Below are 26104 nucleotides of genomic sequence, written 5' to 3'. Positions count from 1 at the left end.
CTAAATAATTATTGAGTAAATGTTAAACCGCAAGTAAATTTGTCGCATATAGCTTTCAATAATAAGACAAAGGGACTTTACCTGCTCATTAAGAAACTTTAATCTCCCCCTTTTATATCTATTCTGTCTCACTAACCATCTGACCGAGGTACTGAACTGTGCTGGAACAACTTAACCTTGATCTATTCAATTTGATCAATGCGACTCCAGAAACCGCTAGTGGAACCATTGCTGTAGCGAATGTGATTGCGAAACGCTTAATTCTATTATTTCCACTATTTACTGTTGCTTGTTGGTTTTGGGGCGCCCAGCCAAATATGACTCGCCAACGTGCCTTTGCTTGTAAAGCAGCCATTGCTATCGTCATTGGCTTAACCATTTCATGGCTAGTGGGCTATTTCGCGCCGCATGACCGCCCATTTGTCATGGGAATTGGCACTAATTTCTCCGAGCATGAAGCCACGCCTTCATTCCCAAGTAACCATGGCACGATTGTCTTTACATTCGCTTTTGCATTTCTTTTCTGGCTAAGAACTTGGGTTGGCCTCGTGATGATGATCCCCGCTGTCGTTATTGCTTGGTCACGTATTTACCTCGGTGTTCATTGGCCTTTAGATATGGCAGGTGCCTTTATACTGGCGATTGTCGCATGCGGTTTGGCCCAGATCCTCTGGTCTGTTGGTGCGTATAAAATTCAATTACCTATCACTCGGCTATATAGTTTTATTTTTGCCTCTCTTATTCGTAAAGGTTGGTTTCAACCATAACAACGTATATTCAAATACTGGCATTAATTAATGCCAGTATGTTTAGCATTATAAAAATTGCGCTAAATCAAAGTTTCTGTTTATTTCCATTCTCATGATTAAAACTTTTTTGAAGTTATCAATAAAATTATTAAAACAATTACTTAACAAATATCTTGTTACCTATTTTAATTATTTTTTTCGTTGCAAAAAAAGTGGCAAATATAAGCACAAAAAAAACGTAAAATAATTAATATATAGTTATCTTTCCTCCAATTTTCAAACTAATTAGTTACGCAATAAATCAATCTAAAAGATAAAAATATTTCATTTATTTTCAATTGGTTATCAGTTATCTATAACAATTTACTTGTACTATTATTACAGTACAGCTCAATATTTATATTGATATGGATGATATTTTAATCAGCTCAATTTTAATCATTAATATAATAATATTTTTCTAACAGAATTTAATTCTGCTCACATTTAAGTAAAGCTTAACTTATTCACCCACTATTCAATTGCTAATAAAAACAAACTTAACGCAAATTTATTTAACATTTTTATAAAATATAATTATATCTCGCAATCTTGGGGGATATTTCTCTTTTGAGATAATGATCACGGCATTTTATTCTGGTAAACTATAAATTCACACACTCAAAATCCAAAGTTAAAATTTAATGATAAAAATACAAAACTGATTGAAAATCAATTTACCGTCAATTTTAGTTTTATTTCCAATCAGATTGTTACGCAAAAGAAAACAATTGTTATTGAGTAATTGTTCGTACCAAAAGATTAAAAGGTCGTAACGCATTTGCAGTTACGCTAAATGATTTTTTTGACTTATATTTTCGGAGACTATTATGGATGCAACAAAAGTTGGTTCCATCGACAAAACGGCCTCGCAAACAGTAAATAGTAGTGCTTGGCGCAAAACTGACACAGTATGGATGCTGGGTTTATATGGTACAGCTATCGGTGCTGGGGTATTGTTTTTGCCAATCAATGCAGGTATGAGTGGTTTATTACCTGTTTTACTGATGCTGGTATTAGCCTTCCCAATGACATTTTTTGCTCACCGTGGGTTAACACGCTTCGTTCTTTCTGGTTCAAAACCTGACGGTGATATCACTGAAGTTGTAGAAGAACATTTTGGTCGCACAGCAGGAAACTGGATCACCCTACTCTACTTCTTTGCTATTTACCCTATTCTTCTTGTTTATGGTGTTTCCATCACCAATAACGTCAATAAATTCTTAACCGAATTATTGGGCGTTGGCGCACCACCACGCTGGTTACTTGCCTTGATCCTTGTAGGCGGAGTGATGGCGATTGTGGCATTCGGTGAAAAATACATCGTAAAAGTCATGAGTATGTTAGTGTTTCCATTTATCGCCGTGCTGGTTGCATTCTCACTGTATATGATCCCACATTGGTCTGGTGATGTACTAAATACATTAACTTGGGAAGGTATCACTGAAGCAACAAAAAATACCGGCGGACAAAGCATCTGGGTCACTATTTGGCTAACAATCCCAGTGATGGTATTCGCATTTAACCACTCGCCAATTATCTCCGCTTTCTCCGTTGCAAAACGTGAAGAATACGGTGATGCAGCTGAACAAAAATGCTCACGGATCCTTGCTTCTGCACACATTCTGATGGTGCTGACAGTTATGTTCTTCGTGATAAGCTGTGTCTTTACCTTATCTTCAGCGGATCTTGCACAAGCTAAAGCACAAAATATCAGTATTCTTGACTACCTGTCTGGCTATTTTGACCAGCCATTCATTAAATATGCAGCTGCAATCATTGCCTTTATTGCAATTATTAAATCCTTCCTTGGTCATTATTTAGGTGCTCGTGAAGGTTTCAATGGCCTAGTTGAACGTGCTTACCGTGCAAAAGGTAAAACAATTGATGTTCGCAAGTTAAACCGCGGTACTGCAATCTTCATGTTAGTCACAACTTGGTTAGTGGCAACATTGAACCCAGGTGTGCTGGATATTATTGAAAGCCTCGGTGGCCCAGTTATCGCTATCTTACTGTTCTTGATGCCAATGTATGCAATTAGCAAGGTACCAGCAATGCGTAAATACTCAGGTAAAATCAGTAATGTATTTATCGTAATTATGGGTCTGGTCGCTATCTCTGCGGCAACATATAAGTTATTCTTCTAATTGAAGCCACTAGGTAGCGACCAACAACGGAAGCTACCTAATTTCAATGACTTTCTACAAAAGGAAGCACTGAATATGATTAGTGTATTTGATATCTTCAAAATTGGCATCGGCCCTTCAAGTTCCCATACCGTCGGCCCAATGAAAGCGGGCAAACAGTTTGTTGACGACCTTATCCAGCAAAAATTACTCTCTCGCACAACACGAATTGCAGTTGATGTATATGGTTCGCTCTCTTTAACAGGTAAAGGCCATGCAACGGATATGGCGATTATTATGGGTCTTGCGGGTAACTTACCGGATACCATTGATATTGACGCTATTCCTGCTTTCATGCGTAATGTTGAGCAAACTGAAAGGCTCTCCCTTGCACAAGGGCAACATGAAGTTGATTTCCCTACTGAAGGGGGGATGAATTTTCATACAACCAATCTCCCCCTCCATGAAAATGGAATGAGTATTACGGCATTCAGTGGTGATGATGTTATTTACAGCAAAAATTACTATTCTATCGGCGGTGGTTTTATTGTCGATGAAGAACATTTTGGCCAGTCAGACGAAAATGCAATTCAAGTCCCTTACCCATTTAAATATGCGGCCGACCTGCAAAAACATTGTAAAGACACAGGGTTATCACTTTCCGCACTCGTGATGCAGAATGAATTAGCGTTACGCAGTAAAGAAGAAATTCAGCAATATCTCTCGTCCGTATGGGATGTCATGAAATCCGGTATTGAACGGGGAGTGACAACCGAAGGTTTACTACCAGGCCCATTACGTGTGCCACGTCGAGCAGCAGCGTTACGTCGTCAACTCGTAACAACCGATAACACCAATATGGACCCAATGGCCGTCATTGATTGGATCAATATGTATGCGCTTGCCGTTAACGAAGAAAATGCAGCGGGTGGTCGTGTTGTAACGGCACCAACGAATGGAGCCTGTGGCATTATTCCTGCGGTATTAGCTTACTATGACAAATTCATTCGCCCTGTGAATGAAAATTCCTATACCCGTTATTTTCTAGTTTCCGGTGTCATTGGTGCATTATATAAAATGAATGCGTCAATTTCCGGCGCCGAAGTGGGCTGCCAAGGCGAAGTGGGTGTTGCTTGTTCGATGGCCGCTGCGGGGCTCGCCGAATTAATGGGCGGTAGCCCTGAGCAAGTGTGTATCGCAGCAGAAATTGCCATGGAGCATAACTTAGGTCTCACCTGCGACCCTGTTGGAGGGCAAGTTCAAGTACCTTGTATTGAACGTAACGCCATTGCTTCCGTTAAAGCCGTAAATGCCGCACGCATGGCATTACGCCGTGTCAGTGACCCACGTGTTTGCCTCGATAAAGTCATTGAAACCATGTATGAAACTGGTAAAGATATTAACGCTAAGTATCGTGAAACATCCCAAGGGGGATTAGCGATTAAATTGGCTCACTGCGAATAGCATTTGTTTATCTATCGTCTCTATAAAAATGCCTGCTAATGCAGGCATTTTTTTGTTCACATCATTTTCATTTAATCATTATTAACCGAAAATGGCACTCCACCAGCCGCTAATCGTTTTCATGATGTAATCCCAAATACGACCGAAGAACCCCGCTTCCTCAACGGCACTTTTTGCAACTAGAGGATGCTGTTCGACGACTTCATCATTCAGAATAAAGTTAATCGTTCCTACCGCTTGGTTTTTAGCAAGAGGCGCTTCAAGTGAATCGTTAGTTAGTTGAATATCCACTTTCAAGTTTTGCAATTGCCCTTTAGGAATCGTAATTGAAACATCATCGGCAACACCTAAATCAACTTCTGAAGTATCACCAAACCAGACACGCTGCTTTTTCAGTGTGGCATCTGCCTTAATTGGCGTGACAGTTTCAAAGAAACGGAAACCCCAAGTGAGTAATTTTTCGCTTTCAGAAAAACGCACACGGTCACTTGGCGCTCCCAACACAACTGAAATCAAACGCATATCGCCTTCTGTTGCAGAGGCGACTAGGTTATGGCCTGCTCCACTCGTGTGCCCAGTTTTTACGCCATCCACTTTTAAATTTTGGTTCCATAACAGACGGTTACGGTTTGGTTGACGAATTTTATTAAAGGTAAACTCTTTTTCCTTGTGCAGTGCGTATTCATCGGGAACATCACGGATCATTGCTTGGGTTAACAATGCCATATCCCGTGCAGTACTATATTGCCCCTCTGAATCGAGGCCATGAACGGTTTTAAAATGGGTATTCTTTAAACCAATCTTTTGCACGTATTGATTCATTAAACTCACAAATGAGTCTTGGCTACCTGCAACATAATCGGCAAGAGCAATACTGGCATCATTCCCTGACTGGATCACAATCCCTTTATTTAAATCCAATACGGAAACACGATCTTTTGGCTTTAAAAACATCAAAGAAGAGCCTTTAAGAACAGGGTTTCCCGTTGCCCATGCATCTTCACCTACCGTAACCATATCCTGTGGGGTAATTTTCCCCGCATTCACCGCTTGCCCAATCACATAGCTGGTCATAATTTTTGTTAAACTTGCGGGATCTAAGCGTTCATCTGGATTCCCAGACGCTAAAATTTTGCCGCTATTATAATCCATCAAAACAAACGCTTTTGCATCGACTTGAGGAGCAACCGGTGTCTGCGCCGCATAAGCACTGGTACTTACGGCAACCAAAAGACTCAACCCAATACCAGCTCGGCGGGTTTTTAAAGACAACATTTTCTTACTCATCGGTTATTCCTTCACTTAATTCTACACATTTAAATTACTGTCATTGACTCAACATCACTAAACGAGAACCCATCGCTGTGACAAAATTTGATAACTAGACCTAATATAAGACTTTAATTTCACTGAGGCCACTGATAACAAATAAACATTTGCCTCTGAGTAAATTTAATCTATCTTAACCATGGTCGATGCCAAAAAATCAAAATTTAGGAGACTGCCATGTTAACTGTTTGGGGACGCGTCAACTCTTCCAATGTCAAAAAAGTACTTTGGTGCTTAGAAGAATTAAATATCGCTTACAATCAAAAAGATGTGGGTGGCCCATTTGGTGGGCTAGATACACCTGAATATATAAAAATGAATCCAAACAGCACAATTCCAACTCTACAGGATGATGACTTTGCGCTGTGGGAATCGAATGCGATTTTACGTTACCTTACGGAAAAGTTTGATCATTCTCACTTATTGCTCGCACAAGACCTACAAGAACGAGCTGCCGCAGATAAATGGATGGATTGGAGTGGTGCTAATTTATTCGACCACATTAAACAGATGATGAACAAAATTGTTCGTGTCCCAGAAGCGGATAGAGACCCAGAACAAGCTAAAATTATTTATGGCAATATCAATCGGTTACTAACCATTGCTGATAATGCATTAGCTAACCAAGCCTATTTTAGTGGTGATAAATTTGGTATCGCTGACATTGCTATCGCACCACTATTTTACCCTTGGCATGAAATTGTCACTGAACGCCCCGAATTTAACAATTTGGAACGCTGGTACCAGCAACTGACCACACGCCCTGCGTTCCAAAAAATTGTCATGATCCCGATTAAATAATCACAGGGTCATATTCATCAAACTTGGGTTTGGGTACTGGTATTCAAACCCGAGTTCTTGGCAAATTCTATTACCGTTAATGGTTTTCCCCACTAATGCACTCTCTTCCTCAATAAACTGAGGCGGAACTAACCCGATAGATTGTGCTGCATGAGTATAAAATTCGGCTCGTGTTGGGTGGACTGGCGCACAGAGGTTATAAATATGCCCCCCTTGCGGTTGCTGGAGCAATAATAAAATGGCAGCAATCACATCATCTTGATGCACCATATTCACAGGCTGGTTTGCCCCCTTTACCCCGGTTTTCCCCGCTAAAAAACGCCCTGCATGGCGTTTTTCACCGACTAATCCCGCTAATCGCAGAATATCCACCGATATGTTCGGTAACTGATGCAACCACTGTTCTGTCGCCACCAAGGCTTTAGCCGAATCCGTCACCCCATCCAATAGGCTGTCTTCGGTCATTTCACCATTTTGTTCCCCATAAACCGCAGTAGATGACGTGAAAATAACTTTAGGCACCTGAAAGGCTATTGCGCTATTCACCAGTGTTTCAATCGCCATCACATAGTATTCGGTATTAATTTTAGAGGGCGGAAGCAAGATAACGATAGCATCACTTTGTTCCATCAACTGCGCTAAATCGTCGTCATCACATTCAAGTTCTGGGGTTAATTTCAATGCATAACACTCAATTCCAACCGCTTGAGCGGCTTCAATACCATCTGGTGTCGTTTTAGTTCCAACCACATGAATGCCTTGAGACAATAAGGCTTGGGCGAGTGGTAACCCAACCCACCCTAATCCGATGACAGTGACTTTTTTCATACAATGGCTCCTTAATCGACCAACCAGCTGAAATTAATCACAGAGTAGCTGAAAACCATAAAACTTCCGAATACAATTTCTGAGAGATTTATCACTATAAAAAGTGAACAACTAATTATTATTGGTTATTTTTTAAAAAAAGGTTGCATTCATAGGGGGAAATCGGATAGGTTGAATACCAATGAGTATTTAGTTAGCACAATGAATGTTTAGTCATTCACTTAAATAACAGAACGGAAGACATTATGAATCGTATTTCACGCAACCATCATCACCACCATCATCCTGACTAGTCTTTCGGGCGATGTGTGCTGGAAGACGTTCAACGAATCTTCCGGTGGCTGAAATGCGAATTGAGAGAACCCTCGGAAGATAATCTTCCGAGGGTTTTTTTATTCTTGAACAAAGAGTTACTAAACAAAAAAATTTAAAAGGGATAAGGGTAAAGTCATGTTGGATAAATCACGTTTACGTATTGCAATACAAAAATCAGGCCGTCTGAGTGAAGAATCAAGAGAATTGCTTTCTCGCTGTGGCATCAAAATCAATTTACAACAACAACGTTTGATTGCTTATGCAGAAAATATGCCTATTGATTTACTCCGCGTTCGCGATGACGATATTCCGGGGCTGGTCATGGACGGTGTCGTTGACTTAGGGATCATCGGTGAAAACGTTCTTGAAGAAGAGTTATTAAACCGCCGTGCTCAAGGGGAAAACCCGCAGTATAAAACCCTGCGTCGTCTTGATTTCGGTGGGTGCCGCTTATCTCTCGCTGCCCCATTAGATTTCAACTATACCGGTGCTGAGTGCTTAAATGGCTCACGCGTTGCAACTTCCTACCCTCACTTGTTAAAACGCTATTTCGACCAAAAAGGCATTCAATTTAAATCATGCCTGTTAAATGGTTCAGTTGAAGTTGCCCCGCGTGCTGGCCTTTCCGACGCTATCTGTGACCTCGTCTCTACAGGTGCAACACTTGAAGCAAACGGCCTAAAAGAAGTGGAAGTTATTTATCGCTCTAAAGCCTGTTTAATTCAACGTGATGGCGAGATGTCGCCGGAAAAACAACAGCTTATTGACCGCATGATGACCCGTATCCAAGGTGTTATCCAAGCACGTGAATCCAAATACATCATGTTGCACGCGCCAAGTGAAACACTGGAAGAGATCATTGCCTTGCTGCCAGGTGCTGAACGCCCAACAATTCTACCGTTAGCAGGCGAACAAAGCCGTGTGGCGATGCACATGGTAAGCTCAGAAACGCTGTTCTGGGAAACTATGGAAAAACTCAAAGCTTTAGGGGCAAGCTCTATTCTTGTCCTGCCAATTGAAAAAATGATGGAGTAAGCCGTCATGAAAATGGGATTTAACCAACCTGTTCGCTGGTCGGCTTGTAACCAAGAGCAACAAAGCGCTTTATTAATGCGCCCCGCAATAGCGGCTTCTGGTAGCATTAGTACTGCGGTTAGCCAAATTATTGACCAAGTCCGTAACGAGGGCGATGCTGCCCTCCAAGCACTGAGCCGTCGTTTCGATAAAACTGAAATCGAAACAGTGCGTGTACCTGCAAATGCTGTTAACGCGGCAGAGGCTCGTCTTGGTGATGAAATCAAAACAGCAATGAAAACCGCCATTGGTAACATTCGTCGTTTTCACGAAGCCCAAAAACCCACTCCGATTACAGTAGAAACACAGGCAGGCGTCGTGTGCCAACAAGTCACACGCCCAATAGATGCGGTCGGTTTATATATTCCGGGGGGGTCTGCTCCCCTGTTATCAACGGTCATGATGTTGGGAACCCCTGCGAATATCGCAGGCTGTCGCAAAATTATTTTGTGTTCGCCCCCACCTATTGCCGATGAGATTTTGTATGCAGCGAAACTGTGTGGCATCAGTGATATTTTCCAAGTAGGCGGTGCGCAAGCGATTGCTGCAATGGCATTTGGTACCCAAAGTATTCCTGCGGTTGATAAAATTTTTGGCCCTGGTAATGCCTATGTCACTGAAGCAAAACGCCAAGTGAGTCAAAACCATGATGGAGCCGCTATTGACATGCCTGCGGGACCTTCCGAAGTGTTAGTCATTGCTGATAACGGTGCAAACCCAGCATTTACCGCATCTGATTTACTATCACAAGCGGAACATGGCCCTGATTCACAAGTTATTTTATTAACTGACGATGAAAACTTTGCCCAACGCGTGATCGAAGAAACAGAAAAACAATTAGCGCAACTTTCACGTGCAGAAATTGCTCGAGAAGCATTGAGCGCCAGCCGTGTCATCATTGCTGATTCCATCGCTCAATGCGTTGAAATTAGTAACCGTTATGGCCCTGAGCACTTAATACTGCAAACACGCAATGCCGATGACCTAGTCGATTCTATCACTAGCGCAGGTTCCGTGTTTGTCGGAGACTGGTCACCCGAATCTGCAGGAGACTACGCTTCAGGCACAAATCACGTATTACCCACTTACGGGTATACTGCAACCTATTCAAGCCTTGGCCTCGCTGACTTTATGAAGCGAATGACGGTGCAAAAACTGTCGCAGCAAGGCTTATTAGGCTTAGCCAACACCATCGAAACTTTAGCGCAAGCAGAGCAACTCACCGCTCACAAAAATGCCGTTACCTTACGCGTTAACGAACTAAAAAAACAAAATCAGGAGTAAGTCATGAGCCAACCATTTAATGCCGCCAGTCTTGCACGTGAAAATGTTAAAACCATGACGCCTTATATGTCTGCACGACGTTTAGGGGGAAATGGCGACGTTTGGCTCAATGCCAATGAATACCCAATTGCACCTGATTACCAATTCAGTGAACGCAACCTTAACCGTTATCCTGAATGCCAACCGGTTGCGGTGATCAATAACTATGCAGCTTATGCCAAAGTTAAACCAGAACAAGTGCTAGTTTGCCGTGGGGCCGATGAGTCCATCGAGTTGTTAATCCGCGCATTTTGTGAGCCGGGGAAAGATGCGGTGATGTTTTGCCCGCCAACCTATGGCATGTACAGCGTCAGTGCAGAAACCTTTGGTGTTGAACAAAAGAAAATCATGGCGTTGCCAGACTGGGCATTAAACGTTAACGCGATCCGTGAAAATCTATCCAATACCAAACTGATTTATATTTGCAGCCCGAATAACCCAACAGGCAATATCATCGACAATAAAGATTTACGCGAAGTGCTAGATATGGCTGCAGGCCGTGCATTAGTCGTTGTCGATGAAGCCTATATTGAGTTCTGCCCACAATACAGTGTGGCAAACTGGTTAGCTCAATACCCAAACTTGGTAATTTTAAGAACCTTATCCAAAGCCTTTGCATTAGCAGGTTTACGTTGTGGTTTTACTTTAGCATCCCCTGAAGTGATTGAAGTGCTATTAAAGGTTATCGCCCCTTATCCTTTATCAACCCCTGTTGCGATGATTGCAGCTCAAGCCCTTGAGCCCCAAGGTATCGAGACGATGAAAAGCCGTGTAGAAACGGTAACAGAAAACCGTATTGCACTTCGTGAAGCGCTACGCGACTTATCAGTGGTTGAACATGTTTATCCAAGTGAAACCAACTATATTTTGGTGCGTTTCACTGATGGAAATAAAGTCTTTAAAGCCCTGTGGGACCAAGGCATTATTTTACGTGACCAAAGTAAACAACCCGGTCTCATTAATTGCCTGCGTATTACTATTGGGACAGAAATAGAAAATACCCGTGTTATTGAAGCTATTGCAGCACTTTGCTAATTAGGAATGATTCATGAGCCAGAAAATTTTATTTATCGACCGTGATGGAACATTAATTACCGAGCCGCCAACTGACTTTCAAGTTGATAGTTTAAGTAAACTCGCCTTTGAAAAAGCAGTTATTCCTAGCTTACTTGCTCTGCAAAAAGCCAATTACCGTTTAGTGATGATAACCAATCAAGACGGCTTAGGCACCGATAGCTTTCCAACAGCAGATTTCGAACCCCCTCATAATTTAATGATGCAGGTATTTGAGTCCCAAGGCGTTAAATTTGATGAAGTGTTAATTTGCCCACATAAGCCCGAAGATAACTGCTCTTGCCGTAAACCTAAATTGCAGTTAGTTGAGCGCTATTTAGACAGCAACGTATTAGACAGCGAAAACAGCTATGTGATTGGTGACCGTGAAACAGATATTCAATTAGCTAAAAATATGGGTATCAAAGGGTTACGTTATAACCCAGCTGAACTTGACTGGGAAGCTATCACCCAGCAATTAACCAAACGCAACCGCCATGCACTGGTGAAGCGTGTAACAAAAGAAACCAATATCCAAGTTGAAGTGTGGCTGGACCAAGAAGGCGGCAGCAAAATTAGCACTGGCGTAGGCTTCTTTGACCACATGTTAGACCAAATCGCGACTCACGGCGGTTTCCGGTTAAACATTGAAGTGAATGGCGATTTATTTATCGATGACCACCACACGGTTGAAGACACCGGTCTTGCACTAGGTGAAGCATTGAAAGTGGCACTGGGTGATAAACGCGGTATCGCACGTTTTGGTTTCGTTCTGCCAATGGATGAATGCCAAGCGCGCTGTGCACTGGATATTTCAGGTCGCCCGCACCTTGAATACAAGGCCGAGTTTAAATACCAACGCGTCGGTGACTTAAGCACAGAAATGATTGAGCACTTCTTTAGCTCACTTTCCTATGCCATGGGTTGCACATTACACCTGAAAACCAAAGGGAAAAACGATCACCACAAAGCCGAAAGTTTGTTTAAAGTTTTCGGCCGCACATTGCGCCAAGCAATTCGTGTTGAAGGGGATACGTTACCTAGCTCGAAAGGGGTTCTGTAATGAACGTTGTCATCCTTGATACCGGCTGTGCAAATTTAGCCTCCGTGGCTTATGCGGTGAAACGCCTAGGCTATAACCCTGTGGTGAGCCGTGATACCAATACTATTTTACAAGCTGACAAAGTCTTTTTGCCGGGGGTTGGTACTGCTAGCGCAGCCATGGAAAAGCTCACTGAACGTGAATTAGTTCCGTTAATCAAAGCACTTACCCAACCGGTGTTAGGTATCTGTTTAGGCATGCAGCTACTCGGCTCTTTTAGTGAAGAAGGCCAATCTACAGTGCCACTACTGGGGTTAATTGATAGCCCTGTACAAAAAATGGATGCCAATGGGCTTCCAGTTCCTCATAGCGGTTGGAATCAAGTCAAAGCCTTAGCAGGAAACCCCTTGTTTAGGGATATCCCTGATAATGCCTATTTCTATTTTGTACACAGTTATTCGATGCCTATTTCCAGCAATACCATCGCGCAAACGCAATATGGCAATCCGTTTAGCAGTGCCGTGAATTGCGATAACTTCTATGGTGTCCAATTTCATCCAGAACGTTCTGGCGCAGCAGGTTCACGTTTGATTCAAAACTTTTTGGAGATGTAATTACCATGATCATTCCCGCATTAGATTTAATCGATGGCACTGTGGTGCGATTGCATCAAGGGGATTACGCCAAACAAACTGATTATGGCAATGACCCACTCCCACGTTTGCAGCAATATGAAAAAGAAGGGGCAAAACTATTGCACCTCGTGGATTTAACGGGTGCGAAAGACCCGCAAAAACGCCAAATTCCACTGCTCAAAAAATTATTAGCTGGCGTGAGTGTTCCCGTACAAGTTGGTGGTGGTATTCGTACCGAAGAAGATGTTAAAGCCTTACTGGAAGCCGGAGCGACCCGTGTCGTCATCGGCTCAACGGCAGTGACCAAACCGGAGCTAGTCAAAACATGGTTTGAAACCTATGGTGGGGAAGCCATTGTACTTGCGTTAGATGTACGAATTAATGACAAAGGCGTAAAAGAAATTGCCATTAGCGGCTGGCAGGAGAATTCAAATTTAACCTTAGAGCAAGCCATTGAAATATATCGCCCTTATGGCTTAAAACACGTCCTTTGTACTGATATTTCCAAAGATGGAACATTGGCGGGTTCTAATGTGAATTTATACCAAGAAATTAGCCAAAAATTCCCTGATATTGCCTTTCAGGCATCAGGGGGAATTGGCGATCTAGATGATATCGCGGCTATTTCGCCATCTGGTGCAGCTGGCGTGATTGTTGGTCGTGCACTATTAGAAGGTAAATTCACCGTTACGGAGGCAATCAAATGTTGGCAAAACGCATAATTCCTTGCTTAGACGTCCGTGATGGGCAAGTGGTTAAAGGTGTCCAATTTCGTAATCACGAAATCATCGGTGATATTGTTCCATTAGCACAACGCTACGCCCAAGAAGGCGCAGACGAGCTGGTGTTTTATGATATTACCGCCTCTTCTGATGGCCGAGTGGTAGACAAAAGCTGGGTTGCCAAAGTCGCCGAAGTGATTGATATTCCTTTTTGTGTTGCAGGTGGGATTAAAAGCGTTGACGATGCCGCGCAAATTCTGTCTTTTGGCGCAGATAAAATTTCCATCAACTCCCCGGCATTATCCGACCCTACATTAATCAGCCGGTTAGCTGAACGCTTTGGCGTACAATGTATCGTTGTCGGTATTGACACTTGGTTCGATGAAAGCTCAGGTGAATATCTCGTTTACCAATTTACTGGCGATGAAAAACGTACCACACAAACCACGTGGAAAACCCTTGATTGGGTAAAAGAAGTACAACAACGTGGCGCGGGTGAAATTGTGTTAAATATGATGAACCAAGATGGTGTACGCCAAGGGTATGATCTACAACAACTCAAAAAAGTCCGTGAAGTCTGCCAAGTGCCCTTGATTGCCTCTGGCGGCGCAGGTGAAAAAGTGCATTTTCTTGATGCCTTCACTGACGCAGGTGTTGACGGTGCTTTAGCCGCTTCTGTATTTCATAAACAAATTATTAATATCGGTGACTTAAAACAATACCTAGCCGAAAACGGAGTTCAAATTAGAGTATGTTAACCACAGAACAATGCAGCCAACTTGCATGGCAAAAAGTCGATAACCTGATGCCTGTTATCGTACAACACGCCGTTTCAGGTGACGTGCTAATGCTTGGGTATATGAACCCAGAAGCATTGCAAGTCACCTTAGACAGCCGTAAAGTCACTTTTTTTTCTCGTACAAAACAACGTTTGTGGACGAAAGGCGAAACCTCCAATCATTTTCTAAATTTGGTGGATATCTACCCTGATTGTGACAGTGATACGCTACTGGCTCTCGCACTGCCGGATGGCCCAACTTGCCATAACGGTACACAAAGCTGCTTCGCGCCCGCACAAAGTGACTGGGGCTTTTTATTTGAGTTAGAAACATTACTCAAAGAGCGAAAAACCGCTTCTCCTGAAAGCTCCTATACCGCGCGTTTATATGCTAGCGGTACTAAACGTATTGCTCAAAAAGTGGGTGAAGAAGGTGTTGAAACCGCTCTGGCGGCAACCGTTAATGACCGCGCTGAATTGACTAACGAAGCCGCGGATTTGATGTACCACTTATTAGTCTTACTACAAGACCAAGAGCTAGATTTAAGCACGATAATCAAACGTTTAAAAGAGCGCCATCAATAAATAACAGGCTGCCAGCCTCGCTGGCAGTTTTATTTTATGGGTGCAAAATATTATCGATTTGCGCATCGCTCAATGAAATACCAAAGAATTTCAGATAGAAATCAGCCGTTTCTTGTTTCATATCGATATCCACAAAGCGCTCTGGGTACAGTGTTTGTGCTAGCCACAGAAACTGCAATGCCTCCTCTGACGTTTCTCGGCACCACCAAAACATTCCCTTTGGGTTCACATATACCTGCTGGTTTTTTACCGCGCTAATTGCTTTCCATTGAGGAGATGTGAGTATGATATTGGCATCTTCTTTATTCATCGCAACAATCACATCAGGGTTCGCAGTAATAATGCTTTCCAACAAGACCTCACCTGAATTATTTTTTTTATCCGAAAACCAAGTCTCAGCCACATTTTTTGCCCCTGCTAAATCCATCCAATCTTGATTTAATGATGGGCGGCCAGACGTAAATAACACGTTCCCCATACTGTGGTATACCGTCCGTTTTTCTGCATCAGTGAGCCCTTTTAGTCGTTCATTAACTAATACGATATTACGGTCAAAATAGCGTTGATATTCAATAGCTTTACTTTGCGCATCAGGGCCCAGCTCTTTTGCTGTGGCTTGAACCCTTTCTTGTAACGATTTTAATGAATTCGCTGGGTATTCAACCACTTTCACCCCTATATTTTCTAATAAATCACGTTGTGGGACTTCCATTCCTTTAGCAATGAACAGTAACTCCGTACGTAATGAAATGATTTGTTCTGGGTTTAATTGATTGCTAATACTGATCACTGGAACATCATCAATATTGGGTAACATTTGGCGAAATAATGGAATTTTTTTCGCGATCATCGATGTGCCGACAATTTGCTCACCGTAACCTAGCATCATAATAATAGTATTTTGTGCTGGCCACGGTGTTGCAATACGCAATTCGGGGTTATCTGTCTTCGCCTGTATTGCGCTACTCATTAGTAGTCCAAACAGTAAAATGACCGATTGCAGAAAAATGGTTTTTCTCATATTTTTCACACCGTTTCACCTTAACGTAAAACGGCATACTCCTAGACTGTTATAATTAGAAATCAAACGTAACCGTTGCGCGAACTTCACGGCCTGAACCTAAAAAAGCACTTCCCCCTTTCCCTTCTCCATTGATACCTGATGGAAAAATGGAAGCCCAATAGCGCTCATCCGTTACGTTATTGACGGATAATCTGACCGTCGTTGGAACTTGATTGATTTTTGTACTATAACGAGTTCCTAAATCCAATGTTGTGTAGCTACCTGCCCAACTAGTATTGGTGTCATTAGCAGCTCGTTTTCCTGTATAGTGCACATTAGCGCTGTACACCAGTTCTGGCATTGTCGGTAAACTGTATTCCACTAACATATTCGCTTGAACTTTCGGCACACCAACAACACGTTTATCACGCGTTGTCGTGAACTTGGTATCTTTGAGTTTTGGATCTAAGAAAGTCACGCCGCTATAGACATTTAGCCCTTGCCAAACATGGCCGGTTGCCGTGAGCTCTAGCCCTCGGTTTACTTGTTCACCTTGTTTGCGGAACACGTTGTCATCCCCCGCGTAGGCAAATGGCCGCTCCAAATGGAATACCGCAGCACTAAGGTTTAAATCTGCTACATCGGCTTTAATACCCAATTCATATTGTTTGCTACGATAAGGGTCTAAAGTCTGCCCTTCATTTTTCAGGTTTTGATTCATCGGCGCGGTATCCCCCTCTTCTAACGAATCAGCATAGCTAATATAAGTCATCACCTGAGGGGTAATTTTATACATCAATGCTGCTTGAGGGCTGAGGCCATGGTCATTGGTCTGGCTGGTTTTGTGGTTTTGTTTATCAAAGCTACGGCTTTCAATCCAACTTTGGCTGAGATAAAACATGGCTGACCATTGTGAATCAAACGTGATTGTGTCACCGACAGTGATACTTTGTTGGCTATTTTCAGCTGATTTATAACGTGAACCTCCCGTATGAATTTTGCCATCCGATGGCTCTTCCATTGGCGACGGGCGGTGCATATTGGTTTGCCCCAAATCACGTCTCACGCTCTTGTCTTTTGCACTATAAATCGACCAAACATAGCCATTCGTCGCTAATGATAAATCATGACCAATAGAGCCCGTGTCTACATGACCATTAATTACCACTGAATTACTCAACACACGAAAACGTCCCGATGCGGGGGAATCACTTAATGAGCGGCTAATGGTTCCATTGTTATCTTGAATGGCACTCGTCACCGTACGCATCGCCCTATCCGCTTGCTGATAACCAATTGCCGCTTTTAGTACCCAATCCTCATTAAAATCATGAATTAATCGAGTACTAACGGTATCAGTGGTTAAATCATTTCCTGCGGTATGCAATGCTAAATTTTTATCTTGTGGATTAGGTGATTTTGGTAATTTGATAGCAGAGCCATAACTAAAACTCCCCACATAACCTTTTTGCACAAAATTATAGTGGCTGGCATTAAACTGAAGCTGTGTACCCGGTTGAATATTCCAATCAAGCGCCACAGAGGCTAACTTACGGCGTAATGTGCTCTCTTTAAGGCTGCCTGTTCCCTCTTCATCCAACAAATTAAGGCGATATCCAAAACGTTTATCAGCATCAAAATAACCGCCTAAATCAGCATGGCCACTATAGGCATTACGGCTTTGGTAACCTAAAGAAAAACGCTGAATATCCTCAGGGCGTTTTGTGGTGAAATTAAACTGCCCTGCGGGACTTGCAGGGCCATACAATGCTCCCGTCAAGCTATTAATAATGTCCACTCTATCCAACATTTCCACGGGAAATGCCGTTGTTGACACCATATACAGATCATCAATCCGGCTATTCGTCACCACGCCACCTTGCATGCCTCGGCTTTGTGGACGCCCTACATCCATCCCTCCACGGGCTTGCATTTGTGTACTTGGCGCATATTTCAATAACTCACTCAAACTTTTAGCTTGTTGATTATTAATCATTTCGCGGCTAATCGTGGTTGTAGAATACGGCGTATCAATCCACTCACGGTTGCCTAATGGGCCAATATCAATTTGCGATGTGAAAAAGCCAGCACCAGCCTGTGCTTCCATGGTTACATCACTTGGCGCTGCGGTGACTAACATTCTATCTTGCTTAGGTTTAGCCAGTTGCTCAGAAACTTGTGCTGCAACAATAGACGGTGCGATCCCTGCAATAAGCGGCATAATGAGATATAAATTAAATTTACGAGTCATATTATCTTTTCGTTATATAAAATTTTATATTACCGATAATACAATGCAGCGTAAATGATCAAACTCAATTCTTAATAAGATGTATTCTCAACCATAATAAAAAAAAGAAAAAATAACTCATTGATTTTATTTTGAATAATTAATCCACCAGAAGATATGACAATAAAACCCAAGAATAGATTAACAATATAGTTAAAAACCGCATCTGATATGCAATTTATAATATTTCCCAAATTTATGTTTTTGGCTCGCTATATTTCACGGTTGTATCTCTTAATTAACTTGTTATCATTTCTTATTATTGATGTGGTTTTAAAGGGAAAAAACAGTGTCTGAAAATTCTATTTTTATGCAACTCACACAGTTACTTGATAAAAATAATGCAAAATATCGTGTGATGGAGCACCCCACAGCAGGGAAATCAGAAGAAGTGGCAAAAATACGTGGCACGCAGCTTGGGCAAGGGGCAAAAGGACTAGTATGCCATGTAAAAGGAAATGGGATCCGCCAACACGTACTGGCAATTTTACCTGCTGATAAACAGGCTGATTTAAATAAGGTTGCCACAGCCATTGGTGGAACCCGCGCATCTTTAGCAAGCCCAAAGGAAGTCGATGAGCTCACTCAATGTGTGTTCGGGGCTATTCCGCCTTTTAGTTTTCACCCTAACTTAAAGTTAATTGCTGACCCACTATTATTTGAACGTTTTGAGGAACTAGCTTTTAATGCCGGTACATTAGAGCGCTCTATTATTTTAAATACAGAAGATTATCAAAGAATAGCCGCACCGACTTTAGTTGAGTTTATTCGCACAGAAGAAAAATAGTTTTGTATTAAAAAAGGGTATTCCACAGAATACCCATCAATAAGTAAAATTAACCAATCAATCGCTGATCATATTCCTGACTGGCATTTTTTAATGCCACAAAATCTGATCCACAAATAAACCGCTTTAATGCGGTAAATTTATCCTCCGACCAATCATAGATTTTCAATGCTAATAGTTCAGTAATTACATCGTGTGAGAAGCGGTAGTTAATCGGCTTTGCAGGGTTCCCTCCCACAATGGAGTAAGGCTCGACATCTTTGACCACTACACTATTAGCAGCAATTACAGCTCCTTCACCTATTTTAACTCCGGGCATGATAAAGGCTCGCATGCCAACCCAGGCTCCGTCGCCAATCACTGTGTCGCCTTTTCCTACATAAGCTTCTTCAATAAATTCAAGAAAAGGATATAAGCAAAACCAATCCATTCGGTGAGTATGATTCCCTCCCATTAATATCACAGCTTCGCTACCAATACAGACATAATCACCGATATAAAGTTGGTCAACATTCCATGCTAGCTGCCAATCTCGGCTTTGTTCATCACCTTGTAGATAACGCACAACTGACCGCTCAAACCCGTTATCCCAGCAGTCGCTATAATAACTATGCTTACCTTTAATATGGATATTGGGATTTTGTACAACCTCATGAAGGAGCTCGTATTTTGACCAATGCTTTTGATTCATGGTACTAAACCTTTTAATTCGTTTATATTTACCATAGAACGCATTCTATGGTGATGTATCCGCGTTCAAAATACATCACACTAAGTAATCATTGGCTTTTTTAGTAATGAGTTATTCATTTTAACCTCACTAGTTCAAATAATATTAATTTCCTCACTCATGGTGAGCTTTCCAATACTTAGAGTATCATTTAGGAGTAACTATTAAACAATTCATCTTTTTTTTAAAGATATTTTATCTTACCATCAACTAAAAATTTGACCAGCTTCTACGAAACAACAAATAGATAAGATAATATTTTATGCCAAATAAAAACTTAAGTACGACTTCACCATCATTATTGATTAACAGTTTAAAAAGCCATATTTTATCAATAGGAAACAATGATTATTATATAGATACTATAAATAAGTCTAACTCCATTCTAGATTATTGGCATTTAATAACAGAAATAAACAAATCCTTCGGTAATCTCTCATTTTTTGAAAATGGGAAAACCAATCATTACTTTAATAACAACCAGCACTCTAGTGATGTAGATGGTGAATTAAAAGGAAATGTATTTTTCGCCCAAGCTAATATTATTCCATCTAAACTCCATATAGATGGAGATAGTAAGCCAAAACTAGTTAAGGAACGTAAGACTTTAATTATGTTTAAACCGCATACTCATATTCCAGAAGAAAATCCAATTCAATTAAATATTTATGATAAAAATCATAATTTAATCATGCAAAAACCACTATCTCCCCCATCTAAACTACCAAAAATTGCAAATAATAGTATAAGAGAAACTAATTTATTACCTCGTGATTTCAAATCACCGGTAAATTTCGACCTTGTCATGAGATCTAATAGTGAATTAATTGAAATATCCAAAAATCAAAATTACTTACACGAAACAATTTTAGATAATAACAAAATAAATTTAAAACTTAATCATAACAATATAAAAACACCTTTCATTCTAAATAACAGCATCAAATATAAAGGTAAAACTATAACATTACACAACACTGACAATAACGATATTGAAGTTAATTATGGCAATAACACTTCTATATTACCTTCAAAATCATCCACTCGTTTTATATGTGATGAAAATGGATATTGGCTAACAAAACATGATATTAAAGAAATAAAATATTACACTCCCCCTAAAAAAGTAAACTCAAACACTCTTCCAATTATTGATATTGAAATTGGCAACCTACCAGATATCGATGGGGAAAAAGTAGATGCAGATTTTTTTGAGGAAATTCTAGAACAAAACTCCACCATAAAAATAATGAAAATGGATTATGATAGAATCAAAAAATTCACACTAAAACAGAATAAAAATTTCGCATCTAAGAAAATTATTTTCACATCAGAAGCTAAAGAGTCAACATTCATCCACACTACAAATAAAGTTTTCGAGCTAAAAAAAGACAGTGTATTATTATTCCATTGTAATTCAAATGGCAAATGGAAAAACATCCCTATTTATTCTAGTCACACATCAAAAATCAACAACTCATACCCTAATAAATTTGATATAACTTTAGATGAAAATGAATTAATCATTGAGGCTTCGAAAAAAAGAAATTATTTAAATAATCTAATAAAGAATAATGACTCAATAAAAATATTGACTAGTGATGGTAATTGGAGTCGTGACTTCACATTAAATAAAAATGATGCATTCCATAATAAGAAAATACTGTTTAGCTCTAATGCATCGTATAACAGTTACATTCATTATGGAAAAAACACTATAAAGTTACAAACAGGTGAAAACGTCCTTTTTGTCTATGATTTAGATAAAAAATGGATCCCTATTAATCAGAATAACAAAGAAAATTTCATTAGCAACTTGGAATACATAGATAAAACATGGTCTACTAAAATCCCAAAAGAATATATCCATCCAGAAATAAAACTTGAATTTAATTATCAAGGTCAGAAAAGTACATTATCTAACATTGATGTAGGTGCCCCAAATGAATTACTCATTAATACTTTTGATATCGGGTTACTTACACCACCAAGAAATGAACATCTTTTCCTAAATAAATTCGAACTAAATCGCCAATATTATCAAACGGTTCCAGTCAGTAAACTAATTGTTTCTCGCTACGAACCCATCCATTTGTTAAAAGTAGTCATGCCTGATGGCCAAGTTTTTACAGAAAATGCACTGGATGAGGGAGGAGGCCATAGTGGCAGCATGAGAGAGTTGATCACTAAATCTTTTTATGCTGATGGTGTTAACACTGCAAATTATGGTGTAAATAGTTCTGCTCCGGACACTGATTCCTTTGTTCTAACTCCCCAAATAACTGCCTATAACTCTGTCGGAATGTATAAAAATGGTAGAGTCGTTCACGGCTGGTCTGGTGGTAGAGGTAAAGCTACATTATATAGTACAGATAATAATGAGATCAGCCATGAATTCGGTCACAATTTTGGTTTAGGTGATCATCACGGGGGAGTTGAAGGCGGCTCCCATGCAGCTGCAAATAAAAAAAATTCAACCTGGCTGTGGGATTCAGATAATAACTATTTTATTCCAAATATGTATAAAAATGGTACATTAAATCATGATGGAATGAATGGAGGTGAAGCTTATGATGCGCGTTACAACGTTTACACCGCTTATACACCTAATTCTTTTATTGAAATTCAAAATAGATTTGAAAATCAGCATGTATTTAGTGAAGAATCAAAAACAGGATATAAAAAATGGGATCCAGAAATAAAAGAGATGGTAGATGCATATTTAGAACTATCACAATATAACGCCATCGAGTTTACTGCAATAAATGGTTCAGATATTACAGCTAACGATTTAAATTCACTATTGAAAAAAAACAAAAACGTTATTATTCATAATGGAAATGGTTATCATGCCATAAAAATCAACATTCCATTAGCAAATGAAAGTAATAAGGGTGCTATTTTAAGAATAGAATCAGTCGCGGATTACAATAGTGAGCTTCATGTTAACAACAAGATTGAATTAATTAAAAAAAATGATTCAATTTGTTATATTTCAGATGGCTACACTTGGAATCGAAAAGATAACAATGAAACAATCCTCTATAAAGTTCCCTATAAACAAGGAGTACCTGTTGTGACCTTAATGGGGTTCTATGACCCTAAAGATGTAATTGATAGCTATATCTACCCTTCTTTATATGGTTCTTATGGCATGGTTTATAGCCATGATAAAAATATAGACACTCAAATGCCATATTTAGAGGTTATTTTTGAAGATGGGACAATAAGCCAGTACCAACTTCATAACTTCCGTTCAAATGAAGAGATGATGAATAAATTTCATGTTAATATTGAGCGAAGTTTAAACCCCATAAAAGCTAATCTTTATATTAATAATAAAATTGTCCATTCTAGAGAAATTGAAATAAAGAAGAATAGACTCCTAACAACGATTAATGGTGATATTACATAATTTTATCTAAGTTATCACTAATTACCTAAATTAATTAGTGATAACTATATACGACATAACGAAAAATAAAATTTTCAAACGGTCTACTCTATATTGATTTAACAAGAGATAAGCTCTTTTTTCTTGCAAGCAATCCAAACAAACAGCCAACTAGCATAACTAATGCTAATGACATTTTTGGTGCGATAGGCAAACCGATTGCACAAAGTCCGAGAGTTGCTCCCCCTGCCATTTGAACAAACCCCACTAAGGCAGATGCGGTGCCTGCTTCATTACCAAAAGGTTCTAAAGCGTAACTGGTTGCCGTTCCCATCATAAAGGCCAGCCCTGTACAAGCACAAGCGACAGGCAACATATAGACTAACCAATGGCTTTGTATTTCTATCGGTAATACGACAAAACCTAGCAATAATCCTAAACAGCCAACTGCCATCATTGAACTACCAACCAATAAACAGGTTGGCCGCCCTATTTTATGAATAAAATAATTAGCGATATAACTGGCAAACATGATCCAAAAACCATTAACACCAAATACTATAGAAAACGCGAGCGGGCTTAATTGGGCATCCCCCATCAGCACAGTTGGTGCAAGTGACACATATGTTAATGCCATACCCATCGTGCCTGCGTTTACTAAGGCAAAAATAATAAATTGAGGATTCCCCAAAATTCGCCAATAAGTTTTCAGCGGAATAACTTTTACTTTAGGTAAATTAGCGGGGAGTGTTTCGGGTAAAAAAACCACAATTAGCACTAATATGACCAATGCATACAAAGCAAGAAACCAAAACGGTGCCCGCCAGCCCCATGCCTCAGCCAGCAAGCCTCCAAGTAATGGCGCTAACGCAGGAACAATATTCAATGTCCCATTTAAGAAGCCAAAAGCGCGGGCCGCTTCCGTGCCATTCATACGGTCACGCACACAACTAAATGCCACTACCGAAGTACAACAGACTGCAACCCCTTGCAATAAACGCGAGGCAATAAATACCACGGGTGTTGTTGCTGCAATAGCAACACCTGCCCCAATGATGTACAGCACTATGCCCAAAATCGCGATAGGTTTTCGGCCATACCTATCCACTAATGGGCCTGAAATTAACTGCCCTAAGCCTAAAACTAAAATAAACAAGGCAATTGTAGATTGAATCACCGACTCACTGCTACCTAAATCCTTCGCAATATCAGGTATTGTAGGTAAATATAAATCAATCCCTAGTGGACCAAGTAATACCAATAAAAGTAATAAGATAAGAAAATTACGCATAAACCATGCCCAGACTCGATAAAATTAATTTTTAAAATATTAGATGCAATAAATTATAGAAAAGCTAAAGCCACCGTCGAATTAATGATTTACTTATAATGATAAATTAAATATTTTATGGCTCTTCAAAGTCAAAAAAGGCGCTAAACCTAGCGCCTTTTGTGTTATCAAAAATTAATGATAACGAATTTTATTCCATCCACTCAGTGTGGAAAACACCGTCTTTATCCGTACGTTTATAAGTGTGAGCACCGAAGTAGTCACGCTGGGCTTGGATTAAGTTTGCAGGCAACACCGCTGAACGGTAGCTATCATAATAAGAGATAGCCGCTGAGAATGTCGGTGTTGGGATACCATTTTGTACGCCATAGCAGACAACATCACGCAGTGCTTGCTGATATTCGTCAGCAATTTGCTTGAAATATGGCGCTAGCAGTAAGTTTGCAATTTTCGCATCTTGGTTATACGCATCAGTAATTTTTTGCAGGAACTGCGCACGAATGATACAACCTGCACGGAAGATTTTTGCGATTTCACCATAGTTTAAATCCCAATTATATTCTTCTGATGCTGCTTTCAGTTGTTGGAAGCCTTGCGCATAAGACACAATTTTACCTAAATACAGTGCACGGCGAACTTTTTCAATAAAGTCTTTTTTATCACCTTCAACAGCTTTTAGGGTTGGACCGGTTAATACTTTAGATGCCGCAACGCGCTGGTCTTTTAAGAAAGAAATATAACGCGCAAATACAGATTCAGTAATTAAAGTCAGAGGGATACCTAAATCCAGCGCACTCTGGCTAGTCCATTTACCTGTACCTTTATTAGCCGCTTCATCGAGGATCACATCAACGAGATATTTACCATCTTCATCTTTTTTCTTGAAAATATCAGCTGTAATTTCAATTAAATAGCTGCTCAGCTCACCTTTGTTCCACTCAGCAAAGATACCTGCTAACTCTTCGTTGCTCAGGTTCAAAGAACCTTTTAATAATGAATAGGCTTCTGCGATTAATTGCATATCACCGTATTCAATACCGTTGTGAACCATTTTCACATAGTGGCCCGCACCATCTGCACCAATATAGGTCACACAAGGTTCGCCTTCAGCCTGTGCTGCGATTTCTTTTAAGATTGGCGCAACTAATTCATAAGCTTCTTTTTGCCCGCCCGGCATAATTGAAGGGCCTTTCAGTGCGCCTTCTTCACCACCTGAAACACCAGTACCGATGAAATTAAAACCTTGCTCGGATAATTCACGATTACGACGGATAGTATCAGTGAATAAGGTATTACCGCCGTCAATTAAGATATCCCCTTTGTCCAGATGAGGAGTCAGCGAGGCAATGGTTTTGTCCGTCGCTTCACCCGCTTTAACCATCAACAAGATGCGGCGAGGTTTTTCCAGAGAGTCAACAAACTCTTCAATTGTATAGTTGGGAACTAATTTTTTCCCTGGATTTTCGGCAATCACTTCGTCTGTTTTATCTTTAGAACGGTTAAAGATAGACACTGAGTAACCGCGGCTTTCAATATTGAGCGCAAGGTTACGCCCCATGACTGCCATTCCGACAACACCAATCTGCTGCTTTGACATGAACAACTCCTGTCTGATTAGGACCAAGTCAGCCTCGACCGTGCTGACATTCTGTTAACGGGATCACATATTAACCTAGGATTGGGCAGCATGGTAGTTATTGATGCAATCGATGACGTATACAAGGCCATTTTTGTCAAGAAATGTCC

The 26104-nt window shown here is 40.5% G+C and carries 21 protein-coding genes and 1 other annotated feature; of the genes, 14 read left to right on the top strand and 7 right to left on the bottom strand.

From position 1 onward, the window contains the following. Positions 1-158 precede the first annotated feature (158 nt). The 3 genes from ybjG (at position 159) to SJ312_RS00535 (ending at position 4378) form a co-directional block, all read left to right on the top strand. Positions 159-767 carry an undecaprenyl-diphosphate phosphatase gene (ybjG, locus tag SJ312_RS00545; protein WP_004256430.1) on the top strand — a complete coding sequence of 203 codons (609 nt, stop codon included), beginning with the start codon at positions 159-161 and terminating at the stop codon, positions 765-767. An 851-nt stretch (positions 768-1618) separates the two neighbouring features. After that, positions 1619-2935 carry a serine/threonine transporter gene (locus SJ312_RS00540; RefSeq protein WP_004256437.1) on the top strand — a complete coding sequence of 439 codons (1317 nt, stop codon included), beginning with the start codon at positions 1619-1621 and terminating at the stop codon, positions 2933-2935. 75 nt (positions 2936-3010) lie between these two features. Then, complete coding sequence (locus SJ312_RS00535; protein ID WP_094960654.1) at positions 3011-4378, top strand: L-serine ammonia-lyase; 1368 nt, start codon at positions 3011-3013, stop codon at positions 4376-4378. An 81-nt stretch (positions 4379-4459) separates the two neighbouring features. On the opposite strand, the gene SJ312_RS00530 is transcribed toward SJ312_RS00535, so the two are convergent. Next, on the bottom strand, positions 4460-5665 hold the full coding sequence (locus SJ312_RS00530; RefSeq protein WP_004256445.1) for a serine hydrolase: 1206 nt from the start codon (positions 5663-5665) through the stop codon (positions 4460-4462). 219 nt (positions 5666-5884) lie between these two features. Between SJ312_RS00530 and SJ312_RS00525 the strand changes: the two genes are divergently transcribed. After that, on the top strand, positions 5885-6508 hold the full coding sequence (locus SJ312_RS00525) for a glutathione S-transferase family protein (RefSeq protein WP_004256447.1): 624 nt from the start codon (positions 5885-5887) through the stop codon (positions 6506-6508). Here the strand turns inward: SJ312_RS00525 and SJ312_RS00520 are convergent, their stop codons facing one another. Then, entirely contained in the window at positions 6509-7336 is an 828-nt protein-coding gene (locus SJ312_RS00520) for an SDR family oxidoreductase (RefSeq protein WP_112307694.1), read from the bottom strand. It abuts the gene before it with no gap. 268 nt (positions 7337-7604) lie between these two features. Next, positions 7605-7732, top strand: a sequence feature (His leader region). A 54-nt stretch (positions 7733-7786) separates the two neighbouring features. Here SJ312_RS00520 and hisG point away from each other — a divergent pair. From hisG to hisIE, 8 genes are read left to right on the top strand one after another with little or no spacing between them, the layout of a single operon-like run. Further along, on the top strand, positions 7787-8686 hold the full coding sequence (gene hisG, locus SJ312_RS00515) for an ATP phosphoribosyltransferase (RefSeq protein ID WP_004256451.1): 900 nt from the start codon (positions 7787-7789) through the stop codon (positions 8684-8686). A gap of 6 nt (positions 8687-8692) precedes the next feature. Beyond that, entirely contained in the window at positions 8693-10009 is a 1317-nt protein-coding gene (gene hisD, locus SJ312_RS00510; protein WP_110591385.1) for a histidinol dehydrogenase, read from the top strand. Between the two features lie 3 nt (positions 10010-10012). Further along, entirely contained in the window at positions 10013-11083 is a 1071-nt protein-coding gene (gene hisC, locus SJ312_RS00505) for a histidinol-phosphate transaminase (protein WP_004256456.1), read from the top strand. Positions 11084-11096: 13 nt separating this feature from the next. Then, positions 11097-12164: a bifunctional histidinol-phosphatase/imidazoleglycerol-phosphate dehydratase HisB gene (hisB, locus tag SJ312_RS00500; protein ID WP_153673640.1), complete on the top strand. Its 1068-nt coding sequence runs from the start codon at positions 11097-11099 to the stop codon at positions 12162-12164. Beyond that, the gene (gene hisH, locus SJ312_RS00495) at positions 12164-12757 is read left to right on the top strand and encodes an imidazole glycerol phosphate synthase subunit HisH (protein WP_004256463.1); all 594 of its coding nucleotides are present in this window, start codon (positions 12164-12166) and stop codon (positions 12755-12757) included. Before hisB ends, hisH begins: the two co-directional genes overlap by 1 nt. Positions 12758-12762: 5 nt before the next feature. After that, positions 12763-13500: a 1-(5-phosphoribosyl)-5-[(5-phosphoribosylamino)methylideneamino]imidazole-4-carboxamide isomerase gene (gene hisA / locus SJ312_RS00490; protein ID WP_319866683.1), complete on the top strand. Its 738-nt coding sequence runs from the start codon at positions 12763-12765 to the stop codon at positions 13498-13500. Further along, positions 13482-14258, top strand: coding sequence for an imidazole glycerol phosphate synthase subunit HisF (gene hisF, locus SJ312_RS00485; RefSeq protein WP_094960647.1), 777 nt, complete (start codon positions 13482-13484; stop codon positions 14256-14258). Before hisA ends, hisF begins: the two co-directional genes overlap by 19 nt. Next, positions 14252-14863: a bifunctional phosphoribosyl-AMP cyclohydrolase/phosphoribosyl-ATP diphosphatase HisIE gene (gene hisIE, locus SJ312_RS00480; protein WP_004256466.1), complete on the top strand. Its 612-nt coding sequence runs from the start codon at positions 14252-14254 to the stop codon at positions 14861-14863. Before hisF ends, hisIE begins: the two co-directional genes overlap by 7 nt. A 34-nt stretch (positions 14864-14897) precedes the next feature. Here the strand turns inward: hisIE and SJ312_RS00475 are convergent, their stop codons facing one another. Both SJ312_RS00475 and SJ312_RS00470 read right to left on the bottom strand, forming a co-directional pair. After that, positions 14898-15872 (bottom strand): ABC transporter substrate-binding protein, encoded by a 975-nt coding sequence (locus SJ312_RS00475; protein ID WP_413776467.1) that lies wholly within the window; start codon positions 15870-15872, stop codon positions 14898-14900. 67 nt (positions 15873-15939) lie between these two features. Continuing rightward, positions 15940-18117 carry a TonB-dependent receptor gene (locus tag SJ312_RS00470; protein ID WP_413776457.1) on the bottom strand — a complete coding sequence of 726 codons (2178 nt, stop codon included), beginning with the start codon at positions 18115-18117 and terminating at the stop codon, positions 15940-15942. A 349-nt stretch (positions 18118-18466) separates the two neighbouring features. Between SJ312_RS00470 and SJ312_RS00465 the strand changes: the two genes are divergently transcribed. Further along, positions 18467-18943, top strand: a complete 477-nt coding sequence (locus SJ312_RS00465; protein ID WP_110592564.1) for a YbaK/prolyl-tRNA synthetase associated domain-containing protein — start codon at positions 18467-18469, stop codon at positions 18941-18943. 49 nt (positions 18944-18992) lie between these two features. Here the strand turns inward: SJ312_RS00465 and SJ312_RS00460 are convergent, their stop codons facing one another. Continuing rightward, on the bottom strand, positions 18993-19634 hold the full coding sequence (locus SJ312_RS00460) for a CatB-related O-acetyltransferase (RefSeq protein WP_110591381.1): 642 nt from the start codon (positions 19632-19634) through the stop codon (positions 18993-18995). A 301-nt stretch (positions 19635-19935) separates the two neighbouring features. On the opposite strand from SJ312_RS00460, the gene SJ312_RS00455 reads away from it, so the two are divergent. After that, positions 19936-23088, top strand: coding sequence for a M66 family metalloprotease (locus SJ312_RS00455; protein WP_319866681.1), 3153 nt, complete (start codon positions 19936-19938; stop codon positions 23086-23088). Positions 23089-23176: 88 nt separating this feature from the next. Here SJ312_RS00455 and SJ312_RS00450 read toward each other — a convergent pair whose 3' ends face one another. Both SJ312_RS00450 and gndA read right to left on the bottom strand, forming a co-directional pair. Further along, positions 23177-24358, bottom strand: a complete 1182-nt coding sequence (locus SJ312_RS00450; RefSeq protein ID WP_319866680.1) for a multidrug effflux MFS transporter — start codon at positions 24356-24358, stop codon at positions 23177-23179. 190 nt (positions 24359-24548) lie between these two features. Then, positions 24549-25955, bottom strand: coding sequence for an NADP-dependent phosphogluconate dehydrogenase (gndA, locus tag SJ312_RS00445; protein WP_004256481.1), 1407 nt, complete (start codon positions 25953-25955; stop codon positions 24549-24551). Positions 25956-26104: the final 149 nt, after the last annotated feature.

Origin of the sequence: Providencia sp. CIM-Carb-044, from assembly GCF_033901115.1 — a bacterium.
In the GTDB taxonomy this organism is placed as follows: domain Bacteria; phylum Pseudomonadota; class Gammaproteobacteria; order Enterobacterales; family Enterobacteriaceae; genus Providencia; species Providencia hangzhouensis.
The sequence above is the reverse complement of the archived record's forward strand: the minus strand, read 5'-3'. Positions and strand labels throughout refer to the sequence as shown.

Excerpts from the sequence above, each read along its gene's own strand:
- SJ312_RS00540 (WP_004256437.1), top strand. The coding sequence starts at position 1,619 with ATGGATGCAACAAAAGTTGGTTCCATCGACAAAACGGCCTCGCAAACA.
- SJ312_RS00535 (WP_094960654.1), top strand. The coding sequence starts at position 3,011 with ATGATTAGTGTATTTGATATCTTCAAAATTGGCATCGGCCCTTCAAGT.
- SJ312_RS00530 (WP_004256445.1), bottom strand. The coding sequence starts at position 5,665 with ATGAGTAAGAAAATGTTGTCTTTAAAAACCCGCCGAGCTGGTATTGGG.
- SJ312_RS00525 (WP_004256447.1), top strand. The coding sequence starts at position 5,885 with ATGTTAACTGTTTGGGGACGCGTCAACTCTTCCAATGTCAAAAAAGTA.
- SJ312_RS00520 (WP_112307694.1), bottom strand. The coding sequence starts at position 7,336 with ATGAAAAAAGTCACTGTCATCGGATTAGGGTGGGTTGGGTTACCACTC.
- hisG (WP_004256451.1), top strand. The coding sequence starts at position 7,787 with ATGTTGGATAAATCACGTTTACGTATTGCAATACAAAAATCAGGCCGT.
- hisD (WP_110591385.1), top strand. The coding sequence starts at position 8,693 with ATGAAAATGGGATTTAACCAACCTGTTCGCTGGTCGGCTTGTAACCAA.
- hisC (WP_004256456.1), top strand. The coding sequence starts at position 10,013 with ATGAGCCAACCATTTAATGCCGCCAGTCTTGCACGTGAAAATGTTAAA.
- hisB (WP_153673640.1), top strand. The coding sequence starts at position 11,097 with ATGAGCCAGAAAATTTTATTTATCGACCGTGATGGAACATTAATTACC.
- hisH (WP_004256463.1), top strand. The coding sequence starts at position 12,164 with ATGAACGTTGTCATCCTTGATACCGGCTGTGCAAATTTAGCCTCCGTG.
- hisA (WP_319866683.1), top strand. The coding sequence starts at position 12,763 with ATGATCATTCCCGCATTAGATTTAATCGATGGCACTGTGGTGCGATTG.
- hisF (WP_094960647.1), top strand. The coding sequence starts at position 13,482 with ATGTTGGCAAAACGCATAATTCCTTGCTTAGACGTCCGTGATGGGCAA.
- hisIE (WP_004256466.1), top strand. The coding sequence starts at position 14,252 with ATGTTAACCACAGAACAATGCAGCCAACTTGCATGGCAAAAAGTCGAT.
- SJ312_RS00470 (WP_413776457.1), bottom strand. The coding sequence starts at position 18,117 with ATGACTCGTAAATTTAATTTATATCTCATTATGCCGCTTATTGCAGGG.
- SJ312_RS00465 (WP_110592564.1), top strand. The coding sequence starts at position 18,467 with ATGCAACTCACACAGTTACTTGATAAAAATAATGCAAAATATCGTGTG.
- SJ312_RS00460 (WP_110591381.1), bottom strand. The coding sequence starts at position 19,634 with ATGAATCAAAAGCATTGGTCAAAATACGAGCTCCTTCATGAGGTTGTA.
- SJ312_RS00455 (WP_319866681.1), top strand. The coding sequence starts at position 19,936 with ATGCCAAATAAAAACTTAAGTACGACTTCACCATCATTATTGATTAAC.
- SJ312_RS00450 (WP_319866680.1), bottom strand. The coding sequence starts at position 24,358 with ATGCGTAATTTTCTTATCTTATTACTTTTATTGGTATTACTTGGTCCA.
- gndA (WP_004256481.1), bottom strand. The coding sequence starts at position 25,955 with ATGTCAAAGCAGCAGATTGGTGTTGTCGGAATGGCAGTCATGGGGCGT.